This is a genomic window from Bradyrhizobium sp. INPA03-11B, assembly GCF_040446015.1.
In the GTDB taxonomy this organism is placed as follows: Bacteria; Pseudomonadota; Alphaproteobacteria; order Rhizobiales; family Xanthobacteraceae; genus Bradyrhizobium; species Bradyrhizobium macuxiense_A.
On the sequence record NZ_JASGSR010000026.1, the window covers coordinates 49,945 to 76,701 of the forward strand.

Here is a 26,757-nt window from a genome sequence, read left to right on the forward strand (position 1 = left end):
GTTTACGGCTTGAAACGCGGCCGCTTCCCGTGACAATGGTCGGCAAATGACGCGCGACCGCGCGAGGGAGAAACGCGATGAACATTCAGCAGGGCCGGTATCATGAGGTGTATGCCCGCTCGCTTCGGGACCCCGAGGGGTTTTGGGCGGAAGCGGCGCGCGAGATCGACTGGATCGAGCCGGCCAGCAAGATCTACGGTCCCTCCGCGGGCGCCTATGGACGCTGGTTCACTGGTGCCGTGGTCAACACCTGCCACAACGCGCTGGATCGCCATGTCGCCGGCGGCAGAGCCTCCCAGGTCGCGCTGATCCACGATTCCCCGCTCACCAACACGATCACCAAATTCACCTATTCCGAGCTGCTGAAGGAAGTGCAGACGCTGGCCGCGGTCATGCAGGATTTCGGCGTCGCCAAGGGCGATCGCGTCATCCTCTATATGCCGATGGTGCCGGAGGCCGTTGTCGCGATGCTCGCCTGCGCGCGGATCGGCGCGGTGCACAGCGTGGTGTTCGGAGGCTTTGCGGCCAAGGAGCTCGCGACCCGCATCGACGATGCCAAGCCGAAGCTGATATTCTCGGCGAGCTGTGGCATCGAGCCCGGGCGCATTGTGCAGTACAAGCCGCTGCTCGACGAAGCGATCCGCCTTGCCGGTGCCAAGCCCGAGACCTGCATCATCCTGCAGCGGCCGCAGCAGGCGTGCGAGCTCACCGCGGGCCGCGACCATGACTGGGCGACGCTCCGCCGTGCCGCGCTCGATGCCGGCAAGACCGCGCCCTGCGTGCCGGTAGCGGCCACCGATCCGCTCTACATCCTCTACACGTCGGGCACGACCGGAATCCCGAAGGGCGTGGTGCGCGACAATGGCGGCCATCTCGTCGCGCTGAAATGGTCGATGGAAAATCTCTACGGCGTGAAGCCCGGCGAGATCTGGTGGTGCGGCTCCGACATCGGCTGGGTGGTCGGTCACTCCTACATCGTCTACGGCCCGCTGATCCACGGCGCGACCACGATCATGTATGAGGGCAAGCCGGTCGGCACGCCGGATGCCGGCGCATTCTGGCGCGTGATCTCCGAGCACAAGGCGGTCGCCTTCTTCACCGCGCCGACCGCGTTCCGCGCCATCAAGAAGGAAGATCCCGAGGGCAAGTTCATCCGGAACTACGATCTCTCCAGCTTCCGCACCCTGTTTCTCGCCGGCGAGCGCGCCGATCCGCCGACGGTGGAATGGGCGGAGCAGCAGCTCAAGGTGCCGGTGATCGATCACTGGTGGCAGACCGAGACCGGCTGGTGCATCGCCGGCAATCCGGTTGGCCTCGGCATGCTGCCGGTTAAGCACGGTTCGCCGACAGTGCCGATGCCGGGTTATCAGGTCGACATCGTTGACGAGGCGGCAAAGCCGGTCGCCGTCGGCACGATGGGCTCGATCGTGATCAAGCTGCCGATGCCGCCCGGCTGCCTGCCGACGCTGTGGCAGCAGGACGATCGTTTCCGCGACGCCTATCTCTCGGAATTCCCCGGCTACTACAAGACCTCGGACGCCGGCTACAAGGACGCCGACGGCTATGTCTGGGTGATGGGCCGCACCGACGACATCATCAATGTCGCCGGCCACCGGCTCTCGACCGGCGGCATGGAGGAGATCCTGGCCTCGCATCCTGATGTCGCCGAATGCGCTGTGCTTGGCGTCAAGGATGCGATCAAGGGCGAGGTGCCCTGCGGCTTCCTGGTGCTGAAGGCCGGCGTGACCAAGGCGCCGGACCAAGTCGAGAAGGAGGTCGTCGCGCTGGTGCGCGAGAAGCTCGGCCCCGTCGCCGCCTTCAAGCTCGCGATCACGGTGGCGCGGCTGCCGAAGACCCGCTCCGGCAAGATCCTGCGCGGCACCATCAAGAAGATCGCCGACGGCGAGCCCTGGACCATGCCGGCGACGATCGAGGACCCGAAGGTGCTGGACGAGATCGGCGAGGCGCTGAAGGGGAAGGCGTAACTGCGATCGTTGTTGGTGTGCTATGCGCGCTTTCGGATAGACCGCCGGTGTGGCCACCCCTCTCCCTAACCCTCCCCCGCAAGGGGGGAGGGAACCCGTCCGCCGGTGCCTCCCTCACGTAAGGTGAGTGGAGGTGCGTGCAGTTGACACTGCGTCACGTGAGGCGAGCACATTGGTCAGGCTCCCTCCCCCCTTGCGGGGGAGGGTGGGGAGAGGGGTGGCCCCGGGCGAGATGACCGCTGCGCGCGCCATCGCGCAATCGGGCCGCGCTCGAAACGCATCCGGAAGCAAAATGGCCTTGATTTTGATGGATTGCCGGGTCATCCCGGCCTTCCCTGTCATATGCCACGAGATACGGACCACCGGATGCGATCCATTTCCGCACGCGCGCCTCTCGCATTGCTGCTCGCACTGCCGCTGCTGGCAGGTTGCCTCGAACGCGGGCGATCGCCGATCGCGGAGAGCATGGGCGACGACGATCAGTACTGCCAGGGGGGCGGCAAGGTTGCAGTCGGCTCGCCCGAATATGTCGCCTGCCGCAAGGACCGCGACGTCCAGCGCCAGAACGCCGAAGTCCGCTCCGACCGGCGGCAGCGCGATCTCGGCGAATACATGATGAACAATCCGGACCGGCACTAGCGCGGTGATTGCGGCCCTGCCGGAACGTGACAGGATCGGAGAGCTCGACGGGCTGCGCGCGATCGCGATTCTGATCGTCGTCATCTGGCATTATTTCGGCGCGCCGGACGGGCCGCAGGGCTTGCCGTGGAAATTGCTGCATGCCGGCCGCTTCGGCGTCGACCTGTTCTTCATTCTGTCCGGCTATCTCATCACCGATATCCTGCTGCGCCACCGCGCGGCCGAACGATACTACTCGGCGTTCTACGGCAGGCGCGCGTTCCGGATTTGGCCGCTCTACTATCTGATGTGCGGCTGCGCGCTGATCGGCTGGTATTTCTCGCTCAGCCCTGATCTGTTCGACACCAGGGGCGTGCCCGGCTGGCTTTATCTCTTCGGCTTGCAGAATTTCGGCATGGCGAAGGCCCAGACCGACGGCGCTTACTTCCTGGCCGTCACCTGGTCGCTCGCGATCGAGGAGCAGTTCTATCTGCTGTTTCCATTGCTGGTCCGGAACATTCCGCCCGAGCGGCTGTTCGCGATCCTGCTGGTGCCGATCCTGATCTGCCCGATCGGACGCCTGATCGATAGCGCGCTGCCGGACGCCTATGGCTGGTACGTGCTGCCGCAATTCAGGATCGATTCGCTTGCGATCGGCGCGCTGATCGCCTGGTGGCGCCTCTACCGCAAGCCGGATGCCGAGATCTCCAGGCTTGTCGCAAACATCCTCAAATGGTCGAGCGTCTCGCTTCCGCTGTTGTGGCTGTTCGGATGGAAGCGCTGGTCGGTGGCGTTCTCGCACACCCAGGTCGAGATCTTCTTCGGTGCCCTGTTGTTCGTCGTTCTGGAAAATCGCGGTTCGCCAACACTCGCACTGCTGCGCAGTTCGGTCGCGACCTTCTTCGCCAGAACCTCCTACGCGGCGTATCTCACCCACCACGTCATCGTGTACCTGCTGTTCGCCGTGCTCCATGAGCCGAGAACGATCGAGAGCCTCGCCGGCATCTCGCTGACCTTCGGCGCGCTCGTGCTGACCTTCGGGCTGTGTGCCCTGAGCTACCGATATTTCGAACGTCCGCTGCTCGATTTCGCCCATCGGCGCTTCTCGTTCGGCTGATCCAAAGCGCGCGCGGGGATCAAGGCTATTCGTGGCCCCAAATAAAAACGCGGCGGGTTTCGCCCGCCGCGTTTGGTATTCCGCTCGTCGCGTTGCGACGTCCGCTTACTCTTCCTCGTCGGGCTTCTTGCCGCCGATCGTCTTCAGCTTGGCGAACACGGCATCGACGTTGAGATCGTCGTGCCGCTCGATCGGCTGATCGTCCAGCTCGTCCTTGCGCGTGGTCTCGGAGGCCGGCAGCAGCGTGGCGCCGCCGTAGACCGTCGTAGTCGGCTTCTCCTTGGCGGCGCGCTGCACCTCGAAATCGAGCTCGATCTGCGAGCACAGGCCGAGCGTCACCGGGTCCATCGGCGTCAGGGTCGAGGCGTTCCAGTGGGTGCGGTCGCGCACGCTCGCGATCGTGGTCTTGGTGGTGCCGACCAGCCGCATGATCTGGGCGTCCTTCAGCTCGGGGTGGTTGCGCACCAGCCAGAGGATCGCGCTCGGCCGCTCATGGCGGCGCGACACCGGGGTGTAGCGCGGGCCCTTCTTCTTGGCGGCGGTCGGCAGCACAACCTTGCTCTCCTGGAGCCTGAGCCGGTAGTTCTGGTCGCGCTCGCCCCGCTCGATCTCCTCGCGGGTCAGTTGGCCGTTCGAAATCGGGTCCATGCCCTTGATGCCCTGGGCGGCGTCGCCGTCGGCGATGGCGCGGACCTCCAGGGGGTGCATCTTGGTGAAATCGGCCACCTGATCGAAGGTCAGGGCGGTATTGTCGACCAACCACACGGCAGTCGCCTTCGGCATCAGCGGTGCGTTGCTCATGGCAAATCTCCTTTGTGCTTCGCCCACCTCTGTCGAGGCGAAGCTGGTAGTCATCGGCGATGACGGGAATTATGCCGCCTATATAAGCCCTCCGGGGGGAATGGCGCAATGGGCCAGCAAAATCGCCTTGACAGCGCCCGAAAGCAGTCCCAAGTCCTTACCTTAACTGGCCGTTCCCCGCCCGCCGGCGAGGGGTGATTCGGTCCCGAAATTGCCCCGAGACAGCCCCGAGACCAGCCCGATGTCAGCGAAAAAACCCGATCTTAAAATCGTGCTTTGTTCCCCCCGCGGCTTTTGCGCCGGGGTGGTCCGCGCCATCGACACGGTCGAGCGCGCCCTCACCATTTATGGCGCCCCGGTCTATGTCCGGCACGAAATCGTCCATAACAAGTACGTGGTGGACAGCCTGAAGACCAAAGGCGCCATTTTCGTCGAGGAATTGTCCGAAATCCCCGACGAAACCAACGCTCCGGTGGTGTTCTCGGCCCATGGTGTTCCGAAGTCGGTTCCGGCCGAGGCCAAATCCCGCAATTTCTTCTCGCTGGACGCGACCTGCCCGCTGGTGACCAAAGTCCACCGCGAGGCGGCGATCCATTTCAAGCGTGGCCGCGAGATCCTCTTGATCGGGCATTCCCACCATCCCGAGGTGGTCGGCACCCTGGGCCAGCTGCCGGAGGGCGCCGTGACCCTGATCGAGACGGCGGAGGATGCCAAAACCTTCGTCCCGAAGGATCCGGACAATCTCGCCTTTGTGACCCAGACCACGCTGTCGATCGACGACACCGCGGAGATCGTGGCGCTGCTCAAGGAGCGCTTCCCGAACGTCAACGGTCCGCACAAGGAAGACATCTGCTACGCCACCACCAACCGCCAGCTTGCGGTGAAGAAGGTGGCGCCGGTGGTCGATGCCCTGATCGTGGTCGGCGCGCCGAACTCGTCGAACTCGCAGCGCCTGCGCGAGGTCGCCGAGCGCGAGGGCTGCCCGGTTGCGATTCTTGCCCAACGGGCCAGCGACATCGACTGGGCGCGCTTTGAAGGCATCAAGAGCCTCGGCATCACCGCGGGCGCTTCGGCGCCGGAGGTGATCGTCGAGGAGATCATGGGCGCCTTCGCCGAGCGCTATGAATTGCACGTGGAGACGGTCTCGGCTGCGGAAGAGAACGAGTTCTTCCCGCTGCCGCGCTCGCTGCGGCCCGACGCTGCCGCGGCGGAATAGACCATATGGCGGTCTACACCGACGTTGCCGCCGAAGATCTCGCGGAATTCCTCAAAAGCTACGACATCGGCGAATTGCTCTCCTACAAGGGCATCGCCGAGGGCGTCGAGAATTCGAACTTCCTGCTGCACACCAGCCAGGGCGCCTACATCCTCACGCTCTATGAGAAGCGCGTGGCGGAGGACGATCTGCCGTATTTCCTGTCGCTGATGGCGCATCTCGCCGAGCGCGGCGTGTCGTGCCCGCAGCCGGCGCGCAACCGCAAGGACGAGGTCACGAGCCGGCTCGCCGGCCGGCCGGCGGCGATCATCAACTTCCTCGAGGGCGTGTGGCCGCGGCGGCCGAACGTGGCGCATTGCTCCGGGGTCGGCGAGGCGCTGGCCAAGATGCATCTTGCGGGTGCCGACTTTCCGCTGGTCCGCAGGAACCCGCTGTCGGTGTCCGGCTGGCGGCCGCTGTTCGATCTCGCCGCCGCGCGCGCCGACAGCGTGCAGGTGGGCTTGCACGACTTCATCGCGCGCGAGCTCGATCATCTCGAAGCCTCCTGGCCGGCGGACCTCCCGGTCGGCGTCATCCATGCCGATTTGTTTCCCGACAACGTGTTCTTTCTCGGCGTCAAGCTGTCGGGCCTGATCGACTTCCCGTTCGCCTGCAATGACATCCTGGCCTACGACGTTGCGATCTGCCTCAACGCCTGGTGCTTCGAGCCGGATCATTCCTTCAACGTCACCAAGGCGCGCGCGCTGCTCAACGCCTATGGCCGCGAGCGGCCATTGTCGGCGGCGGAGGAGGCCGCGCTGCCGCTGCTCGCGCGCGGCGCCGCGATGCGCTTTCTGCTGACCCGGCTGGTCGATTTCCTCAACGTGCCCGAGGGCGCGCTGGTGCAGCCGAAGGACCCGCTGGAATATGTCCGCAAGCTGCGCTTCCATCAGAATGTCGCAAGCCTGAACGACTACGGCATCACGCCGGCCGGATGCGCGGCGTGAGCGACAAGCCGCATGTGACGGTCTTCACCGATGGTGCCTGCTCCGGAAATCCCGGACCGGGCGGCTGGGGCGCGATCCTGCGGTTCGGCGAGGTCGAGAAGGAATTGAAGGGCGGCGAGGCGCATACCACCAACAACCGCATGGAGTTGATGGCCGCGATCTCGGCGCTGGAAGCCCTGAAGAAGCCCTGCGTGGTCGACGTCACCACCGACAGCCAATATGTCCGCCAGGGCATCACCGGCTGGATTCATGGCTGGAAGCGCAATGGCTGGCGCACCGCCGACAAGAAGCCGGTCAAGAATGTCGAGCTGTGGCAGCGCCTCGACGCCGCGCTGAAGCCGCACGAGGTGCGCTGGCACTGGATCAAGGGCCATGCCGGCCACGCCGAGAACGAGCGCGCCGACGAGCTGGCCCGCGAGGGCGTGGCGATGGCGAAGTTGAAGGGATAGGGCCGGAAAATTCGACGATCTTGCCCTCTCCCCTTGTGGGAGAGGGTGGACGCGATGCGGTAGCATCGCGGACGGGTGAGGGGTCTGTCTCCGCGGAGAGAACCCCTCATCCGGCGCGGATTGCATCCGCGCCACCTTCTCCCACAAGGGGAGAAGGGAAGCGTCAGCTCAGAGCTGCCCGAGCAGCGTGTCGCCGCCGGAGACTTCGACCTTGCCCGGAGCCGGCTCCTTGTTGAGCTTCTTCACCACGCCGTCCTCGACCAGCATCGAGTAGCGGTGCGAGCGGATGCCGAGGCCGTTGCCGGAGGCGTCGAGCTCCATACCGATCGCCTTGGCGAAGTCGGCATTGCCGTCGGCGAGGAACACGGCTTCGTCGCGCTGGTCGGTGTCGCGCTTCCAGGCGTTCATCACGAAGGCATCGTTGACCGAGACGATCGCGATGGTGTCGACGCCCTTGTTCTTCATGGCATAGGCGTTGAGGAAGATGCTCGGCAGATGCATCTTGTGGCAGGTGCCGGTGTAGGCGCCGGGCACCGCGAACAGGGCGACCTTCTTGCCCTTGAAAATGTCGTCGGTGGTTTTGACCTGCGGCCCCTCGGCCGTCATCACGCGAAACTTGGCTTCCGGCAGCTTGTCGCCAACATTGATCGTCATCGGTGTTCTCCCTCGGTGAAGCGGAATTGTCTTAAACCCGGCGGTTGGACGGCACAATACGGCCTGACGGAAGAACGGCAATGCCCGAAACCATTCACCGTTCCGTCATCAGCCGGAAAACCCGCCGGCGTCGAGAAAGACCTGCTCCTCGGCCGTGGTCTGCCGGCCCAGCACGCGATTCCGGTGCGGGAAGCGGCCGAACCGGCGGATGATGTCGGCGTGGTCCTCGGCATATCTGAGGTTATCGGGATGGCAGTCATATTGCCGGAACAGCGTCACGCAGCGCTGCTGGTCGTCCAGGTCCTCCGAATGCTCGAAAGGCAGATAGAGGAATTCGCGCAGCATCGGGTCGGTCCGCGCGTCGACGCCGCGGTCGATGGCGCGCCTTGCCACCTCGCGTGCCAAGGGATCGCTGGAAAAGGTCCTGGCGTCGCCGCGAAACAGGTTTCGCGGAAACTGGTCGAGCACGATGGTCAGCGCCAGCGCGCCCTCGTCGTTCGCCTCCCACGACGACAATTCACCGGCGGCCGCCTTCTGCCAGGTGGCAAGGAAGCGGCTGCAGATCTCGGCATCGAAGCCGTCGTCGTGACTGTACCAGCGGTCGCGGCCGGCCTTCAGCCAGAACGCGAGGATGTCGGCAGGCGTCGCGATGCGCGCGTCAGTCATATCCAGCGTCAGTCCCACTCACGCTCTACGCTGCGGCTTTCTTCTCGTCGCGCAGCTCGCGACGCAGGATCTTGCCGACATTGGTCTTCGGCAAATCGGTCCTGAACTCGATCTGCTTCGGCACCTTGTAGGCGGTGAGCTGGGTGGCGCTGAACTTGATGATGTCCTCGGCCGTGATGTTCGGGTCCTTCTTGACCACGAAGGCCTTCACTGCCTCGCCGGACTTCGCATCGGGCACGCCGATCACCGCGCACTCCAGCACGCCCGGATGGCTTGCGATCACTTCCTCGATCTCGTTCGGATAGACGTTGAAGCCGGAGACCAGGATCATGTCCTTCTTGCGGTCGACGATCTTGGTGTAGCCCTTCTCGTCCATCACGCCGATGTCGCCGGTGCGGAAATAGCCGTCCGCGGTCATCACGCGCGCGGTCTCGTCGGGCCTGTTCCAGTAGCCTGACATCACCTGGGGGCCCTTGGCGCAGATTTCGCCGGCCTGGCCGATCGGCAATTCATTGCCGTCATCGTCGCGGATCGAGAGCCAGGTCGACGGGACGGGAAGGCCGATCGTTCCGGAGAATTCCTCGATCGTCGCGGGATTGCACGTCAGGGTCGGCGACGTCTCCGACAGGCCATAGCCTTCCGACAACGAGACGCCCGTGACCTTCAACCACTTCTCGGCGACCGGCCTTTGCGTCGCCATGCCGCCGCCATTGGCGATCTTCAGCTTGGAGAAGTCGAGCTTGTCGAAGCCGGGCGTGTTCAGCAGGCCGTTGTAGAGCGTGTTGACCGCCGGGAAGAAGCTGACCTGGTACTTCGACAGTTCCTTGACGAAGCCGGCCATGTCGCGCGGATTCGGAATCAGCAGATTGGTGCCGCCGGCCCGCATGCCCAGCAGGTAGCATGCGGTGAGCGCAAAGACATGATACAGCGGCAGCGCGCAGACGATGACCATCTGTTCGACGATCGGCGGCTTCGCCAGCGCCGGCTGCAGCCAGGCGTCGTTCTGCAGCACGTTGGCCAGGATGTTGCGGTGGAGCAGGGTCGCGCCCTTGGAGACGCCGGTGGTGCCGCCGGTGTATTGCAGGAAGGCGACGTCATCGAGCGTCAACTTCGGTTTGTTGAGCTTGGCGGCGCGGCCGGCCGACAGCGCCTCGTTGAAGCCGACGGCGCCGGGGATCGACCAGGCCGGCACCATCTTCTTCACGCGGCGCACCACCAGGTTGACGATCACGCCCTTGAAGCCGAGCAGGTCGCCCATGCTGCCGACGATGACGTGCTTCACCGCGGTGTTGGGCAGCACCTTCTGCACGGTGGTGGCAAAGTTCTCCAGCACGATGACCGCTTCGGCGCCGGAATCCTTCAGCTGGTGCTCGAGCTCGCGCGGGGTATAGAGCGGATTGACGTTGACCACGGCATAGCCGGCGCGCAGCACGGCTGCGGTCGCGACCGGATATTGCAGCACGTTCGGCATCATCAATGCGACCCGCGCGCCCTTCTGCAGGCCCTTGCTCTGCAGGTAGGCGCCGAGCGCCGCCGACATCTCGTCGAGCTCGCGATAGGTGATCGCCTTGTCCATGCAGATGAACGCCTTGCGATCGGCGAATTTCTTGAAGCTCTCTTCCAGCAATTCGACCAGCGACGAATATTGCGTGACGTCGATATCGGCGGGCACGCCGGCCGGATAATGCTTGAGCCAGATGCGCTCCATAATGGTCTTTCCCTCTCTCAAATTTGGCTGACGTCCCGGATTGTTTCCGGGTTTCTCGACCCTTGGTCGTATTATTCTTGGTCGCGGTATTTCAGGCAGTATTGAGCGATGCCGCGGCCAATGGCAAGCCGCTGCGCGCTATCGACGCATTGCGAGATCGGAGGGGGTGACGCTCTGCTAGCCGGCCGGCTTGGCGTCGGCCTTCGGCTTGGCGTCGGCCTTTGGCTTGTCAGCAGATTTGGGCTTGGCAACCGGTTTTGCCGCCGTCGCCGGCTTCCCGGCAGGCTTTGCGGCGGCCTGTTTGTCCGCGGCCGGCTTCGCAGCTGCGGCATCCGGCTTGGCGTTGGCGTGACGCACCGGCTTGCCGTCCGGCTTGGCTGCGCTCTTGGCCGTGCTCTTGGCGTCGCCCTTCGCGTCATCGGCCGTATCGGACTTCTTGCCCGCGACGCGGGTGTGCTTGCCCTTGGTGCGCTTGACCGGCTGCAGCTTCTCGGTGTCGGCCTCGACCGCGGCGATCAGCGCAGCGCCGGTCTTGGTCGGCCCCGTATAAACCACGACCGGCTCGGACGCCGCCGCCGGCTGCGCCAGCATGTCGGCCGGCTTGGTCGGCATCGCGGCCTGCAGGCCCGAGGCGAAGAAACTCACGCCGCTGTCGCCGTTGGTGCTCGCTCCGGCGCTGGCGACGGTGTCTTCGCCGTCCTCGTCGCTGGCGGGCCGCTTGTGCTTGGCGCCGCACATCTCCTCGCGCAGGTTCGGCGGGGTGGAATCGATCGGCACCAGATTGTCGACGGTGCCGAGCGAGGGCCGCAGCCACGCCAGCCCGTTATTGGCAAAGCCGCGATCCAGGAGTTGCGCGGCGCGGATCGCGCGCATGCGGCCTGAGGAGGCGCCGAGCACCACGGCGATCAGCCGCTTGCCGTCGCGCGTCGCCGACGCCACGAGGTTGTAGCCGGACGCGCAGATGAAGCCGGTCTTGAAGCCGTCGGCGCCGGGATAGCGGCCGATCAGCTTGTTGAAGTTCTGGGTGATGCGGCGGCCGAAGCGGATCGACGGGATGTGGACGAAATACTCGTATTCCGGCAGGTCGCGGATGATGGCGCGGGCGAGGATCGCCATGTCGCGCGCCGAGGTGATCTGGCCGTCGGCGGGCAGCCCGTTCGGGTTGACGTAGCTCGTTTGCGTCATGCCGAGCTTTTGCGCGGTCTGGTTCATTTCGCCGGCAAAGCCGTCGATCGAGCCGCCGATGCCCTCGGCCAGCACCACGGCCATGTCGTTGGCCGACTTCACCAGCATCATCTTCAGCGCGTTGTCGACGGTGACCTGGGTGCCGGGCCGGAAGCCCATCTTCGAGGGCGACTGCGATGATGCGGTCGGCGACACCGTGAGCAGCGTGTCGAGCGAGACGCGGCCGTCCTTGACCGCCTTCAGCGTGACATAGGCCGTCATCAGCTTGCTGAGCGAAGCCGGGTACCACGGCATCGTCGCATTGTCGGCCTGCAGCACCTTTCCGGTATCGGCCTCGACGACCAGCAGCGCCTCGGCCTGCGCCATCTTCGGCGTTGCGATGGCGAGCATCGCGACGGCCAGAATCCATTTCAACGACGGGCGCAGCGGGCGAGGAAAATGCACGAGTCCGGTTCCGGTCCTTTGAGACCCGCCTTGAAAAAAGGAGGTCTTGCGATGTGACGTACGGGTTTCAAGCGTGTCCGGCGCCGCGTCGCGGCAATGCAAACCCTATACCGGCTTGCCAGCAGAGAACAGAGGCCGGCCAATTATATCGTGGACGAAATCGGCTGAATTTCGGCAGCCGCCTCAATTGGAAAGGGGAGAATTATGGTGTCTCGATGCTGGCGCGCGCCTGTTCCTGGACCATGAACTGGGCCCGCGCGAGCTCGGCAAAACGCCCCCCTTTCGCCACCAGTTCATCGAAAGTTCCGCTTTCGATCACCCGTCCCTGGTCGAACAGCAGGATGCGGGTGGCGTGGCGGATGGTCGAGAGGCGGTGCGCGATCACGAAGGTGGTGCGGCCCTTCATCACTTCGTCGAGAGCGGCATTCACCTTGGCCTCGGTGACGGCGTCGAGCGCGCTGGTCGCCTCGTCGAGGATCAGGATCGGCGGGTCCTTGAGCAGTGCACGCGCAATCGACAATCGCTGGCGCTCGCCGCCGGACAGCATGCGGCCGCGCTCGCCGGCATGGGTGTCGAACTTCTTCTCGCTGCGCTCGATGAAATCCAGCGCCTGTGCGCGCGCCGCGGCGGTGCGCAGTTCCTCGTCGGTCGCGTCGGGCTTGCCGACACGCAGATTGTCGGCGAGCGAACGGTTGAACAGCAGCGCCTCCTGAAACACCACGCCGATGTTCCGCCGCAGCGCCGTCAGCTTCAGCGCGCGGATGTCCATACCGTCGATCTCGATGATGCCGGATTGCGGATCGAACGCGCGGTGCAGCAGCGCGATCGCGGTGGATTTGCCGGCGCCGGTCGAGCCGACCAGCGCGATGGTCTGGCCCGGCAGCGCGGTGAAGCTGAGGTCCTCGATCGCCGGCCGCTTGCCGTCATAGGAGAACGAGACGTCGTTGAATTCGACGAGGCCGGACAGCCGGCCGGGATCGACCGCGCCCGGACGGTCGCGCACCGCCGGCACCGCATCGAGCACGTCGAAGAATTCCTGCAGCCGCGGCGCTTCCATGAACACGTTGTTGATGAAGCTCACCACCTGCTCGAGCTTCTGGATCAGCATGGTGGCGAACGAGACGAACATCACGATCTCGCCGACCGTGGTGAGCCCCTCATTGTGGAGCGCGATGCCGACGGTGAAGATCGCGAGCACCGTGATGGTGGTCGAGGCGCGTGTGATCACGGTGACCAGCGCCCACCATGACAGCACCGGCATCTGCACCGCGAGCAGCTTGTCGGCGACGTAGCGCAGGCCCTGCACCTCGGAATCGATCCGCACGAAGCTCTGCACCAGCGCGACGTTGCCGAGCGCGTCGGAGGCGCGCGCCGAGAGGTCGCTGTAATAGGCCTCGACCTCGCTCTGCATGCCGTAGGTCTTGCGCACTACCATCGTGGTCAGCACGGTGAACACGACGCAGAGCACGAACAGCAGGATGGCGAGCCGCCAGTTGATGTAGAGCGCGAGCGGCAGCAGCACGACCAGCGACATGATCGCGGCGAAATGCTCGCGGAAGAAGCCGAGCCAGAGCCGCCACAGCGCATCGGTGCCGTTCAGCATCACCTTCATCAGCCGTCCGGAATGGGTGCCGGAGTGGAAGGTCAGCGGCAGCTGCAGGATGTGTTCGAAATAATCGGTCAGCACCGCCTGGCGCTGGCGGTGCGCCAGCCGGTCGGCCTGCAATGCGACGATCGCGCTGCAGCCGATCGTGAACAGGCCGAACGCCGCCCAGGCCACCAGCAGCGGCCATGCCGAATTCGTCGCGAACAGCCCGGTGACCGGCCGGCCGGACAGCACGTCGACGATCTTGCCGAACAGCACCGGCTCGGCGAATTGCGCGCCGGCGAGCAGCATGTTGGCGGCAGCGAGAATCCAGCCGAGCCGCGCCTCCTTGCCGAGCAGTTCGAGGACGCGGGTATAGAGGCGGAGCATGGACATGCCGGCGGGACTCTCGAACGGTGGGCGCCCGATCAGGCGGGATACGATCTAATCAGGGTTCGCGATGCAGGGCCAGCGGTGACAGTGCGTCATGCTCAGGGTGACGGGTTGAATAGCCGTACAACATATCAAGTGTCGTCCCTGCGAAAGCAGGGACCCATAACCACAGAATTCAATTGTTGAAGAAGGTTGCGGCCCCAGCGCCGCGTAACAATGATCCTCGGTGGTTATGGGTCCCTGCTTTCGCAGGGACGACACCAAATGCTTGGTGCCGCGCGTCAATCTTGCTCTCACATGGCCTTCAATTCACCAGCCGGCCGTCGATCGGCGGCAGGAATTGGTCGTCGAAGATGTCGGCGGCGTGCGGCCGCTTCTGGAATTTGAAGTCTTCCGCGAGCTGGTCGACCGATCGCTCGAAACGCTCCGGGTCGATGCCGCCGATGCCGTTGCGCTTCACCTCGGCGGTCAGGATGTTGTCGCGGATGATGGCGCCGAGCCGCTCGAGCTCCAGGTCGCGCGAACCACCGTCCATCCGGCTCACCACCTCGCTTGCGGCGCGGGCCGGGTCCTTGACCGCGAGATTGGTGCCGCCGACCGCCGCGCGCACGAAGCCCTTCACCGCGTCCGGCTTGGCCGCGGCAAGGCGCGGGCTGACGATCACGGCAAAACCATAGGCCTCGCAGCCGTAGTCGGCGAAGCGCAGCACCGCAAGATCATCCGCAGGCACGCCGCGATCGCGCAGATTGATCGCCGAGAGATAGGAGAAGCCGGTCACGGCATCGATCTGGCCTGCGGAGAGCATCGGCTCGCGCACCGCGGCGCTGATCGTGTTCTGCTTCACGCTCGATAGCTTGATGCCGTTCTGCTTGGCGACCGCGGGCCACAGCCGGATCGAGAGGTCGCCCTCGGCGACGCCGAGGCTCTTGCCTTCCAGATCCGCCAGCGCCTTGATGCCGCGGCTCTTGCGGGCAATGATCGCGTATGGCGCCTGGTTGAACAGCACGAACACCGCCTTGACGGGGGCTGCGCCAGGCTTGTCGCGAAAGCGGATCAGCGAGTTAATGTCGACGAGGGCGAAATCGCTCGAGCCGTCGGCGACGCGCGCGATTGCGTCCGCCGAACTGGTGGCGACGTTGGTGCCGACCGCGAGGCCCTCGGCGCCGAACAGGCCGCCGACCGATGCCATCACGAATGGGGCTGCGGCAGCGTCAAGCGGGCGGTCGAGCGTGAACTGGATGGTGAGCGGCTGCGGCTGATCGCTGGCGTGTAGCGGCGTCAGCGCCGGCCACACGCCGCCCAAAAGGCCGATCGTGCCGGCCAGTATCCAGCGGAGAACGGTGGTCCGACTTACCTGCATCGTGACATCCGGGAGGCGAGACAAAGTGCCGCGCCGGCTACGCGCCTTGTCATGACATCGAATGCGTCAAGGCAACGGTCATTTCAAGCTGCAATTTCAGGCGTTATTTGCAGGCATCCTGCCCCGGACAAGGTGAACGGCCGATGACTGCCTCGATTTCACCTTGGGTTGTTCAGCTTGCATTCGGTTTCGGGAACCTAATCTGGAGAGAGTGGTTAGCTCACCAAGGCCCGACGGGCCGGCTTCCACAAAGGATAACTGCAATGTTTGCGCGAAAAGGTGTTTTTTCGTCTGTTGGCCGCGCAGCCACATTGGCAACGGTTGCCGCGGTGGCGTTGACGGCCGTTGAGCCGACGATGGCGTTCGCAGGCTCTGCTTCGGCGGGCAAGCCGGCCGCTGTGACCACCTCACACGGCACGAGTGACGCGACCGACATCAGCGCGCGCCGTCGTTACTATCGTGGCGGCGGCGGTGGTGCGGCTGCTGCGGCCGTGTTCGCCGGAATCGTCGGCACCGGCCTTGCGATCGCCGCAGCCCAGAACCGTCGCGACTACTACGAGTCCTACGGCTACTATGACGGCCCCGGCTACTACGGTGGTCCCACCTACTACGGTGGTGGCCCGGTCTATTACGGCGGCGGACCGTATTATGGTTATCACGGCTATTACGGGCGCCGCTCGGCGCTGCCCTATACGCCGTACTGACACCGTCGTCGGTTCTCAGAACTGTCACAAAGCATCGATCCACCGGCCGCGAGGCCGGTGGATTTTTCGTTGTCAGTCCGGCCGTTAACACGCTGGCGACGCGTTTCGATTAGGCTCGCAGGATGAGTGATTCGATCGAACGGCTTTACCAGGCGGTGATCGCGGCCAGGGATCTTGATCCGGCTACGTCGCGCACCGCACGGCTGTTCCAACGCGGGCCGGCCAAGATGGCCAAGAAGCTCGCCGAGGAAGCGGTCGAGGTCGTGATCGACGCCATCAGCGGCAAGCCGGATGCCGTCGTCCGCGAGAGCGCGGACCTGCTCTACAATCTCACGGTTCTGTGGGCGTCGGCCGGCGTGAAGCCGGAGGATGTCTGGCGCGAGATGGAGCGGCGCGAGCGGCTGCTCGGGATCGCCGAGAAGCTGCCGAAGTCGCCCGTCAAGGTCCCCAAGAGCCTGCCCAAGACCGCGCCTGTCCCGGTGGTGCGGCGTCGAATTGTCGCGCTGGAGAACCGGCTGCGCAAACGACAGCCCTAAACCCAACAAGAAAGGCTGGAACGCCCGATGCCCCGTCATCCTGAGGAGCGTGCTCTTGCGCGCGTCTCGAAGGATGCACGGCCCGGCTGGTGGCCGATTCATCCTTCGAGACGCCGCTTCGCGGCTCCTCAGGATGACGGTCAGAGAGGTTGGCTCGCTGTGGCGATCCGATATCGTTGAAAATCGACCCTATTCGGCCCAATCCCGGCATGGACAAATCCGCTCCATGATGGTTCATCGCGCCCATGTTGAAACGGATTTATGACTGGTGCGTCGAGGCGGCCGACAAGCCCTACGCACTCTGGATTCTCGCGGCCGTCGCCTTCGCGGAGAGCTCCTTCTTCCCGATCCCTCCCGACATCATGCTGCTGCCGATGTCGCTGGCGCGGCCGAAGCGGGCATGGTGGTTCGCGACGGTCTGCACCATCGCGTCGGTTGCCGGCGGCGTGCTCGGCTATGCGATCGGCGCGCTGCTCTACGACTCGCTCGGGCAGTGGCTGATCCATCTCTACGGCCTCTCCGACAAGGTCGACGCGTTCCGCGCCTCCTATGCGGAGTGGGGCGCCGTCATCATCCTGGTGAAGGGGCTGACGCCGATCCCCTACAAGCTGGTGACGATCACCTCGGGCTTTGCCGGTTACAACATCTGGCTGTTCATCCTGTGCTCGATCGTCGCACGCGGCGGCCGCTTCTTCTTCGTCGCGGTGCTGCTCAACCGCTATGGCGATGTCATCCGCGCCGAGCTCGAGAAGCGGCTCGGCCTGTGGGTCGCGATCGGCGCGATCGTGCTGGTGCTGGGCTTCGTTGCCGCATTCAAGCTGATCTGACCAAAGTTCTAGCTGGTCGCGTCTTTGCCCGAGCACGGCTTCGGACTACGCTCGCTGCGATGGCTGATGGAATCTGCGACCGGTGAATCTCGCGCGACTCAATCCCGCCAAGGCGCGCGTTGCTATGGCAGGCCTTGCGCTGTCGATGGCGCTGCCTGCGATCGAGGGCGGATGGGCGCAGACTGCATCGCCCTCGCTCGGCGTGCAGTCGCCGGCGCAGCAGCCCGTTGAGTCTCAGCAGCAGATCGAGCTGCCGCCGGCACCGGTTGAGCGCGAGAATCCCGGGCTGATCAACGAAATCGGAAAGCTGTTCGAGAAGTCGAAGTCGGCGCTGCCACAGCTGAAGAGCCCCGGCGAGACCTTCAACGACCTGTCGAACCTGGCGCGCCCCTCAAGCATGGTGACTGGGCGCGCCGCCTGCGTCGTGGCCGCGAACGGTGCGCCCGACTGCAAGATCGGCGCCGACCGGCTGTGCCAGAGCAAGGGGTTCAAGGAAGGCAAGGGCATCGATATCGACACGTCGGAGAAATGCTCGCCGCTGGTCTATCTGCCGGGCCACAAGCGCGGCCCGAACGACTGCAAGACGGAAAATTTCGTGACACGGGCGGTCTGCCAATAGCGGCGGCGAAACTTACGTTTAGAGCGTGATGAGATTAGGTTGAACCGGATCGACGGCGGAGGTTCACCTCTCCCTTGGGAGAGGTCGGCGCGTAGCGCCGGGTGAGGGTTGCGGTCCCTCGTTAGAGCTGCGGCCCCTCACCCGATTTGCTTCGCAAATCGACCTCTCCCCGATGGGGAGAGGTGAAGACGTGCGTGCCGAACCGATCCAAACTCATCTTGCTCTGGGATGCCAGATGCGCCCGGAAAATGCGCCCTTTAGATGAGGTTTTGTCATCCTTTTTGCAGCGCCAAAACGCAATACTTGACACTGGAAAGATTGCCTTGTTGGTATGACGGTCAGCATTCGAGACCAACCAATTCATCAACTTGAGGATCCGCCGCCAATGTCCATGCCTGCTCTGTTCAAGGGCCGCCTGTCTCTTCCCGTGATCGGGGCACCGCTGTTCATCATCTCCGTGCCCGACCTCGTCATCGCCCAGTGCAAGGCCGGCGTGGTCGGCTCGTTTCCGGCACTGAACGCGCGGCCGCCGGAACTGCTCGACGAATGGCTGTACCGGATCAAGGAAGAGCTCGCCGCTTATGACAAGGCGCATCCGGAGCGGCCGTCGGCGCCGTTCGCGGTGAACCAGATCGTGCACAAGTCGAACAACCGGCTCGATCACGACATGGCGCTTTGCGAGAAGCACAAGGTGCCGATGATCATCTCCTCGCTCGGCGCACGCGAGGAGCTCAACCAGGCCGTCCACGGCTGGGGCGGCATCGTCTTCCACGACGTGATCAACCAGAAATTCGCGCACAAGGCGATCGAGAAGGGCGCCGACGGCCTGATCCTGGTCGCGGCCGGCGCCGGCGGTCATGCCGGCACGCTGTCGCCGTTCCCGTTCGTGTCGGAGACGCGGCAGTGGTTCGACGGGCCGATCGCGCTCTCGGGCACCATCGCCAACGGCCGCGCCATTCGCGCCGCGCGCATCATCGGCGCCGACTTCGCCTATATCGGCTCCGCCTTCATCGCGACCAAGGAAGCGAACGCGGTCGAGGGCTACAAGAGCATGATCACCAATTCTTCGGCCGAGGACATCGTCTACTCCAATCTGTTCACCGGCGTGCACGGCAACTATTTGAAGCCGTCGATCGTCGCGGCCGGCATGGATCCGGAAAACCTGCCGACATCAGATCCCTCGAAGATGAGCTTCGGCACCGATACGTCGGGCGAGCGCGCCAAGCCGAAGGCCTGGAAGGAGATCTGGGGCTCCGGCCAGGGCGTCGGCAGCATCTCCAAGGTTGTTCCTGCGGCCGAGCTGATTGGCCGGTTCAAGAAAGAGTACGACGAAGCGGTCGATCCGGCGCTTGCCTAAAGCGCGGTGATCAGGATGAACCACCGCGCTCTAGCTTTCTGTTTGAGCATGATCTCTTCGGAAAACCGCTCCACACTTTTCCGGATCATGCTTTGATGGACCCGATCTTCCGCGTTGACGGCGACCGCGTCGTCACCAGTCCCGATGCCGCGGGTCCGTGGGACCCGCGGATGCAGCACGGCTCCGCGCCGGCCGCGCTGGTGGTGTGGGCTGCCGAAGCTATCCCCACGCCGGTGCCGATGCGGATCGCGCGCGTCACCATCGACCTGATGCGACCGGTGCCGGTAGCGACGCTGACGGTCGCAAGCGAGATCCTGCGCGACGGCCGCAAGATCCAGCTCTGCGGCGTCAGGCTATTCGCCGACGGCGTTCTGGTGGTCTCGGCCACCGTGCTCAAGATCAAGCAGCAGGGCGCCGAACTGCCGCCGGACATCGCAGCCCTTCCGGTCGATCTGCCAGGCCCCGACGAAAGCATGGTCGAGCCGGGTAATCTCGCGAACAGTCCGTTCGTGAAATGCATCTCGATGCGGGCCGCGCGCGGCCGCTTCGGCGTGACAGGCCCGGGCGCGATCTGGTTCCGCGTCAACCAGCCGCTGATCGCGGGCGCCGCCGTCTCGCAGGCGATGCGCGCCGTGGTCGCTTCGGATTTTTCCAACGGCACCTCGCCGGCGCTCGATTTCAACCAGTGGACCTTCATCAACGCCGATCTCACCATGAGCCTGGCGCGCGAGCCGGTCGGCGACTGGATCCTGCTCGACGGCGAGTCCTGGATCGGGCCTGACGGCGCCGGGCTTGCGATGTCGCGGCTCGCCGACGTGCAGGGCTATTTCGGCCGGGCCGTGCAGAGCCTGGTCATCGAGCGGCGCTGACCAGGGCTATCCTTCTCCGACCTCCCCTTGAAGAGGGGAAGTCGCTTTGCTGGCCAGAGCAAAGCGGGTGGAGACCTGCACCCTCTGCAGGGCGAGGTGGCATCTACATGATTTCTGAATATTAGAAATATATCGCTGATTTGCCCGACGTGTCAAGTTGCCGTGTTGAAGGCCGGCAGCCGCCCGCGCCTTTGCATGGGGTTGTTTTCGATATTTTTGCCGCGGTCGGGGCGAGCCATGCCGGCAAGGCACGATGCATATCTGCGGCCGCGGGTCCCGCACGCGGCATGGCAATCGCTTAGCGGCTGCCCCTTGCGGCAAAAATAAGTTTGCCGCGCCGGGAACGGTTGGCGGTAGCAGCGAGTTTCGCTCCGGTAAGGGGGTCCTATGACGCGTATCGATCCCGCCGCCGGCATCGTGGCTCTGGCCGTCCGGCGGCTTTGTGATGTTCCTGATGATGTCGGCATTCGGCCGCAGGGACAGACGCGATGAAGCCCGGCCCGTCCTCGGAACGCGCGGTCATCCTTGCCGCGAGCGAGCGGGACGCCGTCAAGACTGCCCACCTGATCAAGGAAGCCGGCTACTACGCCAATATCTGCGGCGACCTTGCCGAGCTCGAGCGCCAGGTCGCAAGCGGGGCCGGCCTTGCCATCATTGCCGACGAGGCGATCAGGACCGCCGACCTTGCCGGCCTGACGCGCTGGCTGAACGAGCAGCCGTCATGGTCGGATTTCCCCATCGTGCTGATGAGCGAGGGCGGCGGGCCCGAACGCAGTCCAGAAGCGGCGCGGCTCGGCCGCGCGCTCGGCAATGTCACCTTCATCGAGCGCCCGTTCCATCCGACCACGCTGGTGAGCCTGGTCGCGGCGGCCGTGCGCGGCCGCCGCCGCCAATACCAGACCCGCGCGATTCTCGAGGACCTCACCGAGAGCGAAAGCCTGCTGCAGACGGCGCTCAATGCCGGTCATCTCGGCGCGCTCGAACTGCACGTCCCGGGTTTCGAGCTGGAGGCCTCCGCGACCTGCAAGCGCTTCTTCGGGCGCGCCGCGAGCCTGCCGTTCACCTATCAGGAGCTGCTCGAGGCGGTTCATCCCGACGATCGCGCCCGGCGGCAGGAGGTCGTCGAGCACACGCTCAAGACTGGCGCCGACTACAAGATCGAGTATCGCAACATCTGGCCCGACGGCAGCCAGCACTGGGTCGACGTGCGCGCCCGCGCGGTGCGCGGGCCGGACGGCGGCATCCGGTCGCTGGTCGGGGTCTGCTCCGACATCACCGCGCGCAAGACCGCGGAGATCGAGCGCGAGGCGCTGCTGGCGCAACTCGCCGCCGAGCGCTCCGCGCTTGCCGAACTCACCGCGACACTGGAGCAGCGGGTCGAGCAGCGCACCGCCGATTTGATGAAGGAGGTCGCGGCGCGCGAGCGGGCGCAGGAGCAGCTCCGCCATGCGCAGAAGATGGAGGCGATCGGCCAGCTCACCGGCGGCGTGGCGCACGACTTCAACAATCTGCTGATGGCCGTGATGGGCAATCTCGATCTGCTGCGCAAGCGGATGCCGGAGGACCCGCGGCTGCAACGGCTGGTCGACGGCGCGTTGCAGGGCGCCGAGCGCGGCGCCTCGCTGACGCAGCGGCTGTTGGCCTTCGCGCGGCAGCAGGATCTGCGCGCGGTGCCGGTCGATCTCGGCGCGCTGGTGCGTGACATGAGTGAATTGCTCGAGCGCTCGCTCGGACCGCGCATCGTGCTCCGGCTCGATATTCCCGACGGATTGCCGCCGGCCTTCGTCGATGCCAACCAACTCGAGCTCGCGGTGCTCAATCTTGCGATCAATGCGCGCGATGCGATGCCGGATGGCGGCGTGATCGAGATCGGCCTCGCGGCCTGGCAGGCCAAGAACGAGCAGACCAGGAACGAGCAGACGAAGAGCGATCCGGCGCTGCATCCGGGCAACTACCTGAAACTGTCGGTGGTCGACAGCGGCACCGGCATGTCGCCGGAGGTGCTGAAGCGCGCGATCGAGCCGTTCTTCTCGTCAAAGCCGGTGGGCAAGGGCACCGGGCTCGGCCTGTCGATGGTGCACGGGCTCGCGGTGCAGCTCGGCGGCGCGCTGCAGCTGTCGAGTGCGGTCGGCAAGGGCACCACGGCGGTGCTGGTGCTGCCGGTTGCGACCGCCGCGCCGGAAGCCGCAAGTCCGGTGCCGGTGGCGCAGCCGGTCAAGCGCTCGGCGGTGATCCTGCTGGTCGACGACGATCCGCTGATCGCGATGTCGACCATGGAGATGCTGGAAGACCTCGGTCATCGCGTGATCGGCGTTAATTCCGGACCGCACGCGCTCGATATCCTCAGGAGCGACCAGGAGATCGATCTGATGATGACCGATCATGTGATGCCCGGCATGACCGGCATCGAGCTCGCCGTGGCCTCCCGCGAGGTCCGGCCGCAGCTCGTCGTCCTGCTCGCCACCGGCTATGCTGAACTGCCCGACGGCACTCACGTCGACCTGCCGCGGCTGGCCAAGCCCTATCACCAGGATCAGCTGCGCGAGCGGCTCGATCAGTTGCTGGGGCAGCGGGACGGACGGCATACGGCCGCCGCTAGCGCCAGTGCTGATAGTCTCGCTGCGCCATCCACTGTCTCCTCGTCGGTATGAGGAGCTGTTCTCTCTAACCGTCACCCTGAGGTGCGAGCGGAGCGAGCCTCGAAGGGCGACGGCCAGGCTGCCGCCGCGATCGGTCGGGACGCGAGCTGAAGTATTGGGGCCGTGCATCCTTCGAGGCGCGCAAGAGCGCGCACCTCAGGATGACGGGACCGGCAATGGGTTGTGCGAGCCTCTCACCCCACCATGCGGTCGCGGCCGGACCAGAAGCGCGCCTTCAGCACCTTCTTGTCGACCTTGCCGACGCCGGTCATCGGCAGCTCCTTGACGAACTGGATCTGCTTCGGCGCGTGCGCCGAGCCCTTCTTCGCCTTGACGAGGCCGATCAGTTCGTCGGCATTGGGTGTGGCTCCCTCGCGCGCCACCACGACGGCAGTGACGGCCTCGCCCCATTTGTCGTCGGGCACGCCGACCACGGCGACCATCGCGACGTCGGCATGCTGCGACAAGACATCCTCGACTTCGCGCGGAAAAATGTTGAAGCCGCCGGAGACGATCATGTCCTTCTTGCGGTCGAGGATGAACATGTAGCCGCGCTCGTCCTTGCGCGCGATGTCGCCGGTGTGCAGCCAGCCGCTCTTCAGCGTCTCCGCCGTGATGTCGGGCCGCTTCCAGTATTCGGCCATCACATGCGTGGCGCGCACGCAGATCTCGCCCGCTTCGCCGGTCGCGACCTCCTGGTCGTCCTGATCGAGGATCTTCACCTGGCAGGCGGCGATCGGGAAGCCGCAGGACAGGAACAGCTCCGGCGTCTTCGGATCATGGTCGGCCTTGCGCAGCACCGACACCGGATAGCATTCGGTCTGGCCATAGAGCTGCGAGAACACCGCGCCGATCCGCTCGATGCCTTCGACCAGCCGGCTCGGCGACATCGCGGACGCGCCGTACAGCAACAGCTCGAGCGAGGATAGGTCGGTCTTGGGCAGCGCGGGATGATCCAGCATCACGTAGATCATGGTCGGCACGAACAGCGTGAAGTTGATCTTCTCGCGCTCGATGGTCTTGAACACCGCCTCCGGATCGAACCCTTTCAGCATGTGCACGGTGCCGCCGCGCATCAGCGTCGGCAGCACTTTTGTCCCCGCGACATGGCTGATCGGAGCCACGGTGAGGTAGCGCGGCGTCTCGGGAATCTCGAAGTCGGCGAGGATCGCGGCGGCGAAGCCGCCATATTCGCGGTGATAGCGCAGCGCGCCCTTGGATTTGCCGGTGGTGCCGCCGGTGTAGTTCAAGGTCGAGATGTCGTCCTCGCGGGCAAAATTCTTCGCGGTCGCGCTGCCGGCATCCTCGACCACCTGCAGCAGGTCAGCGCCGTAATCCGCCGGGCCGAGCGTGAAGATGGTCTTCAGGCCCTGCGCCTTCGCCGCGAGCTCGCCGCCGCGGTCGCGAAACGTGATGCCGTCGACGATCAGCATCTCGGCCTCGGAGTCCTCGATCTGGAACAGCTGGTCGTCGAGCGAGCCGAGCGGATGCAGCCAGGTGATGGCGAGCCGCGACAATTGCGCGGCGACACCTGCGCACCAGCTGTCGGCGCGGTTGGCGGTGAGGAAGGCGACGCGGGTGCCGGGCGCAAAGCCGAGCCGCATGATCACGCTCTGCATCCGCCCGATCAGGTCGGTCGCGCCCTGATAGCTGAGCGAGCCGCCCGGCCATGCGAAGGCGGTGCGCGACGGATAACGCGCCAGCGCCCGCAAGGTCTGCTCGCACGTTGCCGGAAATGCATAGAGCGGATTGCTCATGTGGTGGTCTCCTCCCGCTTTGTGTTTGGCCTCTTGCGTGCCAATGTTGACGCAACGCTAACACAATGATGATGGGAAGAAACAACTTGTCCGCAGATCTTCTCGCGCGATTTCGCGATCGGCTCCGGCTGCCGCTGATCGCAGCGCCGATGTTTCTGGTGTCGGGCGTCGAGCTGGTGGTAGCTGCCTGCCGCAACGGCGTGATCGGCTCGTTTCCGACGGTGAATTGCCGTGAGACGGAACAGCTTGATGCATGGCTCGGCGACATCGAGCGCCGATTGCAAGCGCATGCCGATGCGAGCGGCAGGGCGGCGGCGCCGATCTGCCCGAACCTGATCGTGCACCGCTCCAACACGCGGCTCCAGCAGGATCTCGCGGTCCTGCTGCGGCACAAGCCCGAGCTCGTGATCACCTCGGTCGGCTCGCCCGCGCCGGTGCTTGGCCCGCTGCATGATGCCGGCGCGCTGGTGTTCGCCGACGTCGCCTCGATCCGCCACGCGGAACGCGCGGTCGCAGCCGGCGCCGACGGGCTCGTGCTGCTCACTGCCGGCGCCGGCGGGCAAACCGGCTGGCTCAATCCGTTCGTGTTCGTCCGCGCGGTGCGCGCGTTCTTCGACGGACCGATCGTGCTGGCCGGCGGCATCAGCGATGGCCACGCGCTGCGCGCTGCGGAAGCGCTCGGCTGCGATCTCGCCTATATGGGCACCAAGTTCATCGCGACGCGCGAGAGCATGGCGGATGCGAGGTACAAGCAGATGCTGGTCGAGGCGACCGCCGACGACATCCTGCTCACGACCGCCTTCACGGGCTTGCAGACCAACATGCTGCGGCCCTCGATCGAAGCCGCCGGTCTCGATCCCGACGACCTGCCGGCACGCGGCGCGATCGACATCGGCAAGGACATCGATATCGGCGCCCGCGAAAGCCGCCCCAAACGCTGGCGCGACATCTGGAGCGGCGGTCATTCCACCTCGGGGGTGACCGGGGTGCTCGCGGTCGACGAGCTCGTGGCGCAGACCGCCGCGGAGTACGAGGCGGCGTGCGCGCGGGTGCGGCTCGGCTGACCGGTCAAGTCCCGCCTGTCCGCTTAACGCGGCATTAACCATGCCAGTCCCAACTATGCGTCACGGGATGGTCCGCCGCCACGGCGGGCCGCCCGGCAGTTGTGGGAATGCGACATGGCTTTTGAGGTGCTCTCCAAGACCCCGGCCTCGCTCAACGAGCTCCGGACCCGGGTTTTTTATGCCCTGCAGCGGCATCCGCTGTGCCGTCAGGTCGAGTTCGACATCGTCAGCACGCCGCGCACCCGCCGGACCAACTGGACGGTCAGCATGCACGCGGTCCAGCCTGGTGCCCTGTGGACGGCGCATGAGATCGTGGCCGACATCCAGGAAGCCTATGAGCTTGACGCCGCGGCCTGATTTTTCGGGCCGTTTCGGGACGATTTCACCTATTTGGCGCGGTCATGGCACGGTAACGCCGCATTTGCCGCGCAGTTTGCGGTGACACCGGCCGGCAATGGAGTAATTTTTGACCAGAGCCATCACCCTCGCCGCCCTGACATGCTTCCTGCTCGCCGGCGCCGCGATCACCGCCATTTTGGGCCGCGATAGCCTGCCAGCAGCGCAGGCCGACGTCGGCCCGGTCGCCAACCGCGCCAGCAAGCAGGACAAGCTCGCGGTCACGACGCTTGCCGCTGCCTCCTTCGAAGCGCCGCAGCCGGCGGAGCCTCCCGCCAGTCCGTCGCCGCTCCTGCTGCGGGCACAAGCCGCGATCCCGGGCGCGACCGATACCGTTCGCCAGGCCTATGCGTCTGCAGAGCCCGCCGATATCGGCTTGCCCAAGCTCAATGATCCCGTCGACGCGGCCGAGCCCAAGATCGCCGAGCCCGCGCCGGCCGCGGTCGCGCCGCCGAAGCCCAAGGCTGCCGCCAAGCCGGCGCCGCAGAAGACCTACGCCCTGCTCAGCGATGCCCAGATCGCCGGCATCAAGGACCGGCTCAAGCTGTCGTCGTCGCAGGAATACTACTGGCCGGCGGTCGAGACCGCGCTGCGCGCCGTCGCGCGCAAGATCCACGCCAAGCGTCAGGGCGACCCCGCCTCGGGCACCATGCCGATCGATCCGGATTCCGAGGAAGTGCAGCAGCTGAAGTCGGCGGCGATGCCGCTGCTGTTCCAGCTCCGCGAGGACCAGAAGAACGAGGTTCGTTCGCTGGCGCGCCTGATTGGCCTCGAGCGCGTTGCGTCGATGATCTGAGCGCAGGGAGTGGTCGCGTCGAACCT

The 26,757-nt window shown here is 65.3% G+C and carries 24 protein-coding genes; 16 read left to right on the top strand and 8 right to left on the bottom strand.

The annotated features are described in order from the left end of the window. Window positions 1–77 precede the first annotated feature (77 nt). From QMZ05_RS13740 to QMZ05_RS13750, 3 genes are all read left to right on the top strand, one after another. Window positions 78–1,985 carry a propionyl-CoA synthetase gene (locus tag QMZ05_RS13740; RefSeq protein WP_353701230.1) on the top strand — a complete coding sequence of 636 codons (1,908 nt, stop codon included), beginning with the start codon at window positions 78–80 and terminating at the stop codon, window positions 1,983–1,985. Window positions 1,986–2,351: 366 nt separating this feature from the next. Beyond that, the gene (locus QMZ05_RS13745) at window positions 2,352–2,624 is read left to right on the top strand and encodes a hypothetical protein (RefSeq protein WP_074131779.1); all 273 of its coding nucleotides are present in this window, start codon (window positions 2,352–2,354) and stop codon (window positions 2,622–2,624) included. 4 nt (window positions 2,625–2,628) lie between these two features. Next, window positions 2,629–3,720 (top strand): acyltransferase, encoded by a 1,092-nt coding sequence (locus QMZ05_RS13750; RefSeq protein WP_353701231.1) that lies wholly within the window; start codon window positions 2,629–2,631, stop codon window positions 3,718–3,720. Between the two features lie 105 nt (window positions 3,721–3,825). Here QMZ05_RS13750 and QMZ05_RS13755 read toward each other — a convergent pair whose 3' ends face one another. Then, the gene (locus tag QMZ05_RS13755) at window positions 3,826–4,521 is read right to left on the bottom strand and encodes a cell cycle transcriptional regulator TrcR (RefSeq protein ID WP_353701232.1); all 696 of its coding nucleotides are present in this window, start codon (window positions 4,519–4,521) and stop codon (window positions 3,826–3,828) included. A 241-nt stretch (window positions 4,522–4,762) separates the two neighbouring features. Between QMZ05_RS13755 and ispH the strand changes: the two genes are divergently transcribed. The 3 genes from ispH to rnhA are packed head-to-tail and all read left to right on the top strand — an operon-like array spanning window position 4,763 to window position 7,172. After that, on the top strand, window positions 4,763–5,737 hold the full coding sequence (gene ispH, locus QMZ05_RS13760; RefSeq protein WP_353701233.1) for a 4-hydroxy-3-methylbut-2-enyl diphosphate reductase: 975 nt from the start codon (window positions 4,763–4,765) through the stop codon (window positions 5,735–5,737). Window positions 5,738–5,742: 5 nt separating this feature from the next. Continuing rightward, window positions 5,743–6,723 carry a homoserine kinase gene (locus tag QMZ05_RS13765; RefSeq protein WP_353701234.1) on the top strand — a complete coding sequence of 327 codons (981 nt, stop codon included), beginning with the start codon at window positions 5,743–5,745 and terminating at the stop codon, window positions 6,721–6,723. Beyond that, entirely contained in the window at window positions 6,711–7,172 is a 462-nt protein-coding gene (gene rnhA, locus QMZ05_RS13770) for a ribonuclease HI (protein WP_353701235.1), read from the top strand. Before QMZ05_RS13765 ends, rnhA begins: the two co-directional genes overlap by 13 nt. Window positions 7,173–7,340: 168 nt before the next feature. Here the strand turns inward: rnhA and QMZ05_RS13775 are convergent, their stop codons facing one another. From QMZ05_RS13775 to QMZ05_RS13800, 6 genes are all read right to left on the bottom strand, one after another. Beyond that, entirely contained in the window at window positions 7,341–7,826 is a 486-nt protein-coding gene (locus QMZ05_RS13775) for a peroxiredoxin (protein WP_050419364.1), read from the bottom strand. A 108-nt stretch (window positions 7,827–7,934) separates the two neighbouring features. Beyond that, entirely contained in the window at window positions 7,935–8,492 is a 558-nt protein-coding gene (locus tag QMZ05_RS13780) for a DUF924 family protein (protein WP_353701236.1), read from the bottom strand. Between the two features lie 25 nt (window positions 8,493–8,517). Then, entirely contained in the window at window positions 8,518–10,200 is a 1,683-nt protein-coding gene (locus QMZ05_RS13785; protein WP_353701237.1) for a long-chain fatty acid--CoA ligase, read from the bottom strand. A 177-nt stretch (window positions 10,201–10,377) separates the two neighbouring features. Next, a complete protein-coding gene (locus QMZ05_RS13790) occupies window positions 10,378–11,829 on the bottom strand; it encodes a D-alanyl-D-alanine carboxypeptidase family protein (RefSeq protein WP_353701238.1) in 1,452 nt (483 codons plus the stop codon). 202 nt (window positions 11,830–12,031) lie between these two features. Next, window positions 12,032–13,810 (bottom strand): glucan ABC transporter ATP-binding protein/ permease, encoded by a 1,779-nt coding sequence (locus QMZ05_RS13795; protein ID WP_353701239.1) that lies wholly within the window; start codon window positions 13,808–13,810, stop codon window positions 12,032–12,034. 301 nt (window positions 13,811–14,111) lie between these two features. Beyond that, complete coding sequence (locus QMZ05_RS13800; RefSeq protein WP_353701240.1) at window positions 14,112–15,167, bottom strand: ABC transporter substrate-binding protein; 1,056 nt, start codon at window positions 15,165–15,167, stop codon at window positions 14,112–14,114. Window positions 15,168–15,430: 263 nt separating this feature from the next. Here QMZ05_RS13800 and QMZ05_RS13805 point away from each other — a divergent pair, with 263 nt between their 5' ends. From QMZ05_RS13805 to QMZ05_RS13835, 7 genes are all read left to right on the top strand, one after another. Then, window positions 15,431–15,871, top strand: coding sequence for a hypothetical protein (locus tag QMZ05_RS13805; RefSeq protein WP_353701241.1), 441 nt, complete (start codon window positions 15,431–15,433; stop codon window positions 15,869–15,871). Window positions 15,872–15,993: 122 nt separating this feature from the next. Then, window positions 15,994–16,407, top strand: a complete 414-nt coding sequence (gene hisE, locus QMZ05_RS13810) for a phosphoribosyl-ATP diphosphatase (protein WP_074125923.1) — start codon at window positions 15,994–15,996, stop codon at window positions 16,405–16,407. Between the two features lie 245 nt (window positions 16,408–16,652). Then, entirely contained in the window at window positions 16,653–17,234 is a 582-nt protein-coding gene (locus QMZ05_RS13815) for a YqaA family protein (protein ID WP_353701242.1), read from the top strand. Between the two features lie 82 nt (window positions 17,235–17,316). Further along, the gene (locus QMZ05_RS13820) at window positions 17,317–17,853 is read left to right on the top strand and encodes a hypothetical protein (protein ID WP_353701243.1); all 537 of its coding nucleotides are present in this window, start codon (window positions 17,317–17,319) and stop codon (window positions 17,851–17,853) included. A 385-nt stretch (window positions 17,854–18,238) separates the two neighbouring features. Beyond that, the gene (locus QMZ05_RS13825) at window positions 18,239–19,210 is read left to right on the top strand and encodes a nitronate monooxygenase family protein (protein WP_353701244.1); all 972 of its coding nucleotides are present in this window, start codon (window positions 18,239–18,241) and stop codon (window positions 19,208–19,210) included. Between the two features lie 95 nt (window positions 19,211–19,305). Beyond that, on the top strand, window positions 19,306–20,079 hold the full coding sequence (locus QMZ05_RS13830; RefSeq protein WP_353701245.1) for a thioesterase family protein: 774 nt from the start codon (window positions 19,306–19,308) through the stop codon (window positions 20,077–20,079). Window positions 20,080–20,567: 488 nt separating this feature from the next. Beyond that, entirely contained in the window at window positions 20,568–22,730 is a 2,163-nt protein-coding gene (locus tag QMZ05_RS13835) for an ATP-binding protein (protein ID WP_353701246.1), read from the top strand. A gap of 182 nt (window positions 22,731–22,912) precedes the next feature. On the opposite strand, the gene QMZ05_RS13840 is transcribed toward QMZ05_RS13835, so the two are convergent. Beyond that, on the bottom strand, window positions 22,913–24,475 hold the full coding sequence (locus tag QMZ05_RS13840; RefSeq protein ID WP_353701247.1) for an AMP-binding protein: 1,563 nt from the start codon (window positions 24,473–24,475) through the stop codon (window positions 22,913–22,915). A gap of 86 nt (window positions 24,476–24,561) precedes the next feature. On the opposite strand from QMZ05_RS13840, the gene QMZ05_RS13845 reads away from it, so the two are divergent. From QMZ05_RS13845 to QMZ05_RS13855, 3 genes are all read left to right on the top strand, one after another. Further along, the gene (locus QMZ05_RS13845) at window positions 24,562–25,539 is read left to right on the top strand and encodes a nitronate monooxygenase (RefSeq protein ID WP_353701248.1); all 978 of its coding nucleotides are present in this window, start codon (window positions 24,562–24,564) and stop codon (window positions 25,537–25,539) included. Window positions 25,540–25,653: 114 nt separating this feature from the next. Then, window positions 25,654–25,896 (top strand): hypothetical protein, encoded by a 243-nt coding sequence (locus QMZ05_RS13850; protein ID WP_074125931.1) that lies wholly within the window; start codon window positions 25,654–25,656, stop codon window positions 25,894–25,896. Window positions 25,897–26,005: 109 nt separating this feature from the next. After that, window positions 26,006–26,731 (top strand): hypothetical protein, encoded by a 726-nt coding sequence (locus tag QMZ05_RS13855; RefSeq protein WP_353701249.1) that lies wholly within the window; start codon window positions 26,006–26,008, stop codon window positions 26,729–26,731. Window positions 26,732–26,757: the final 26 nt, after the last annotated feature.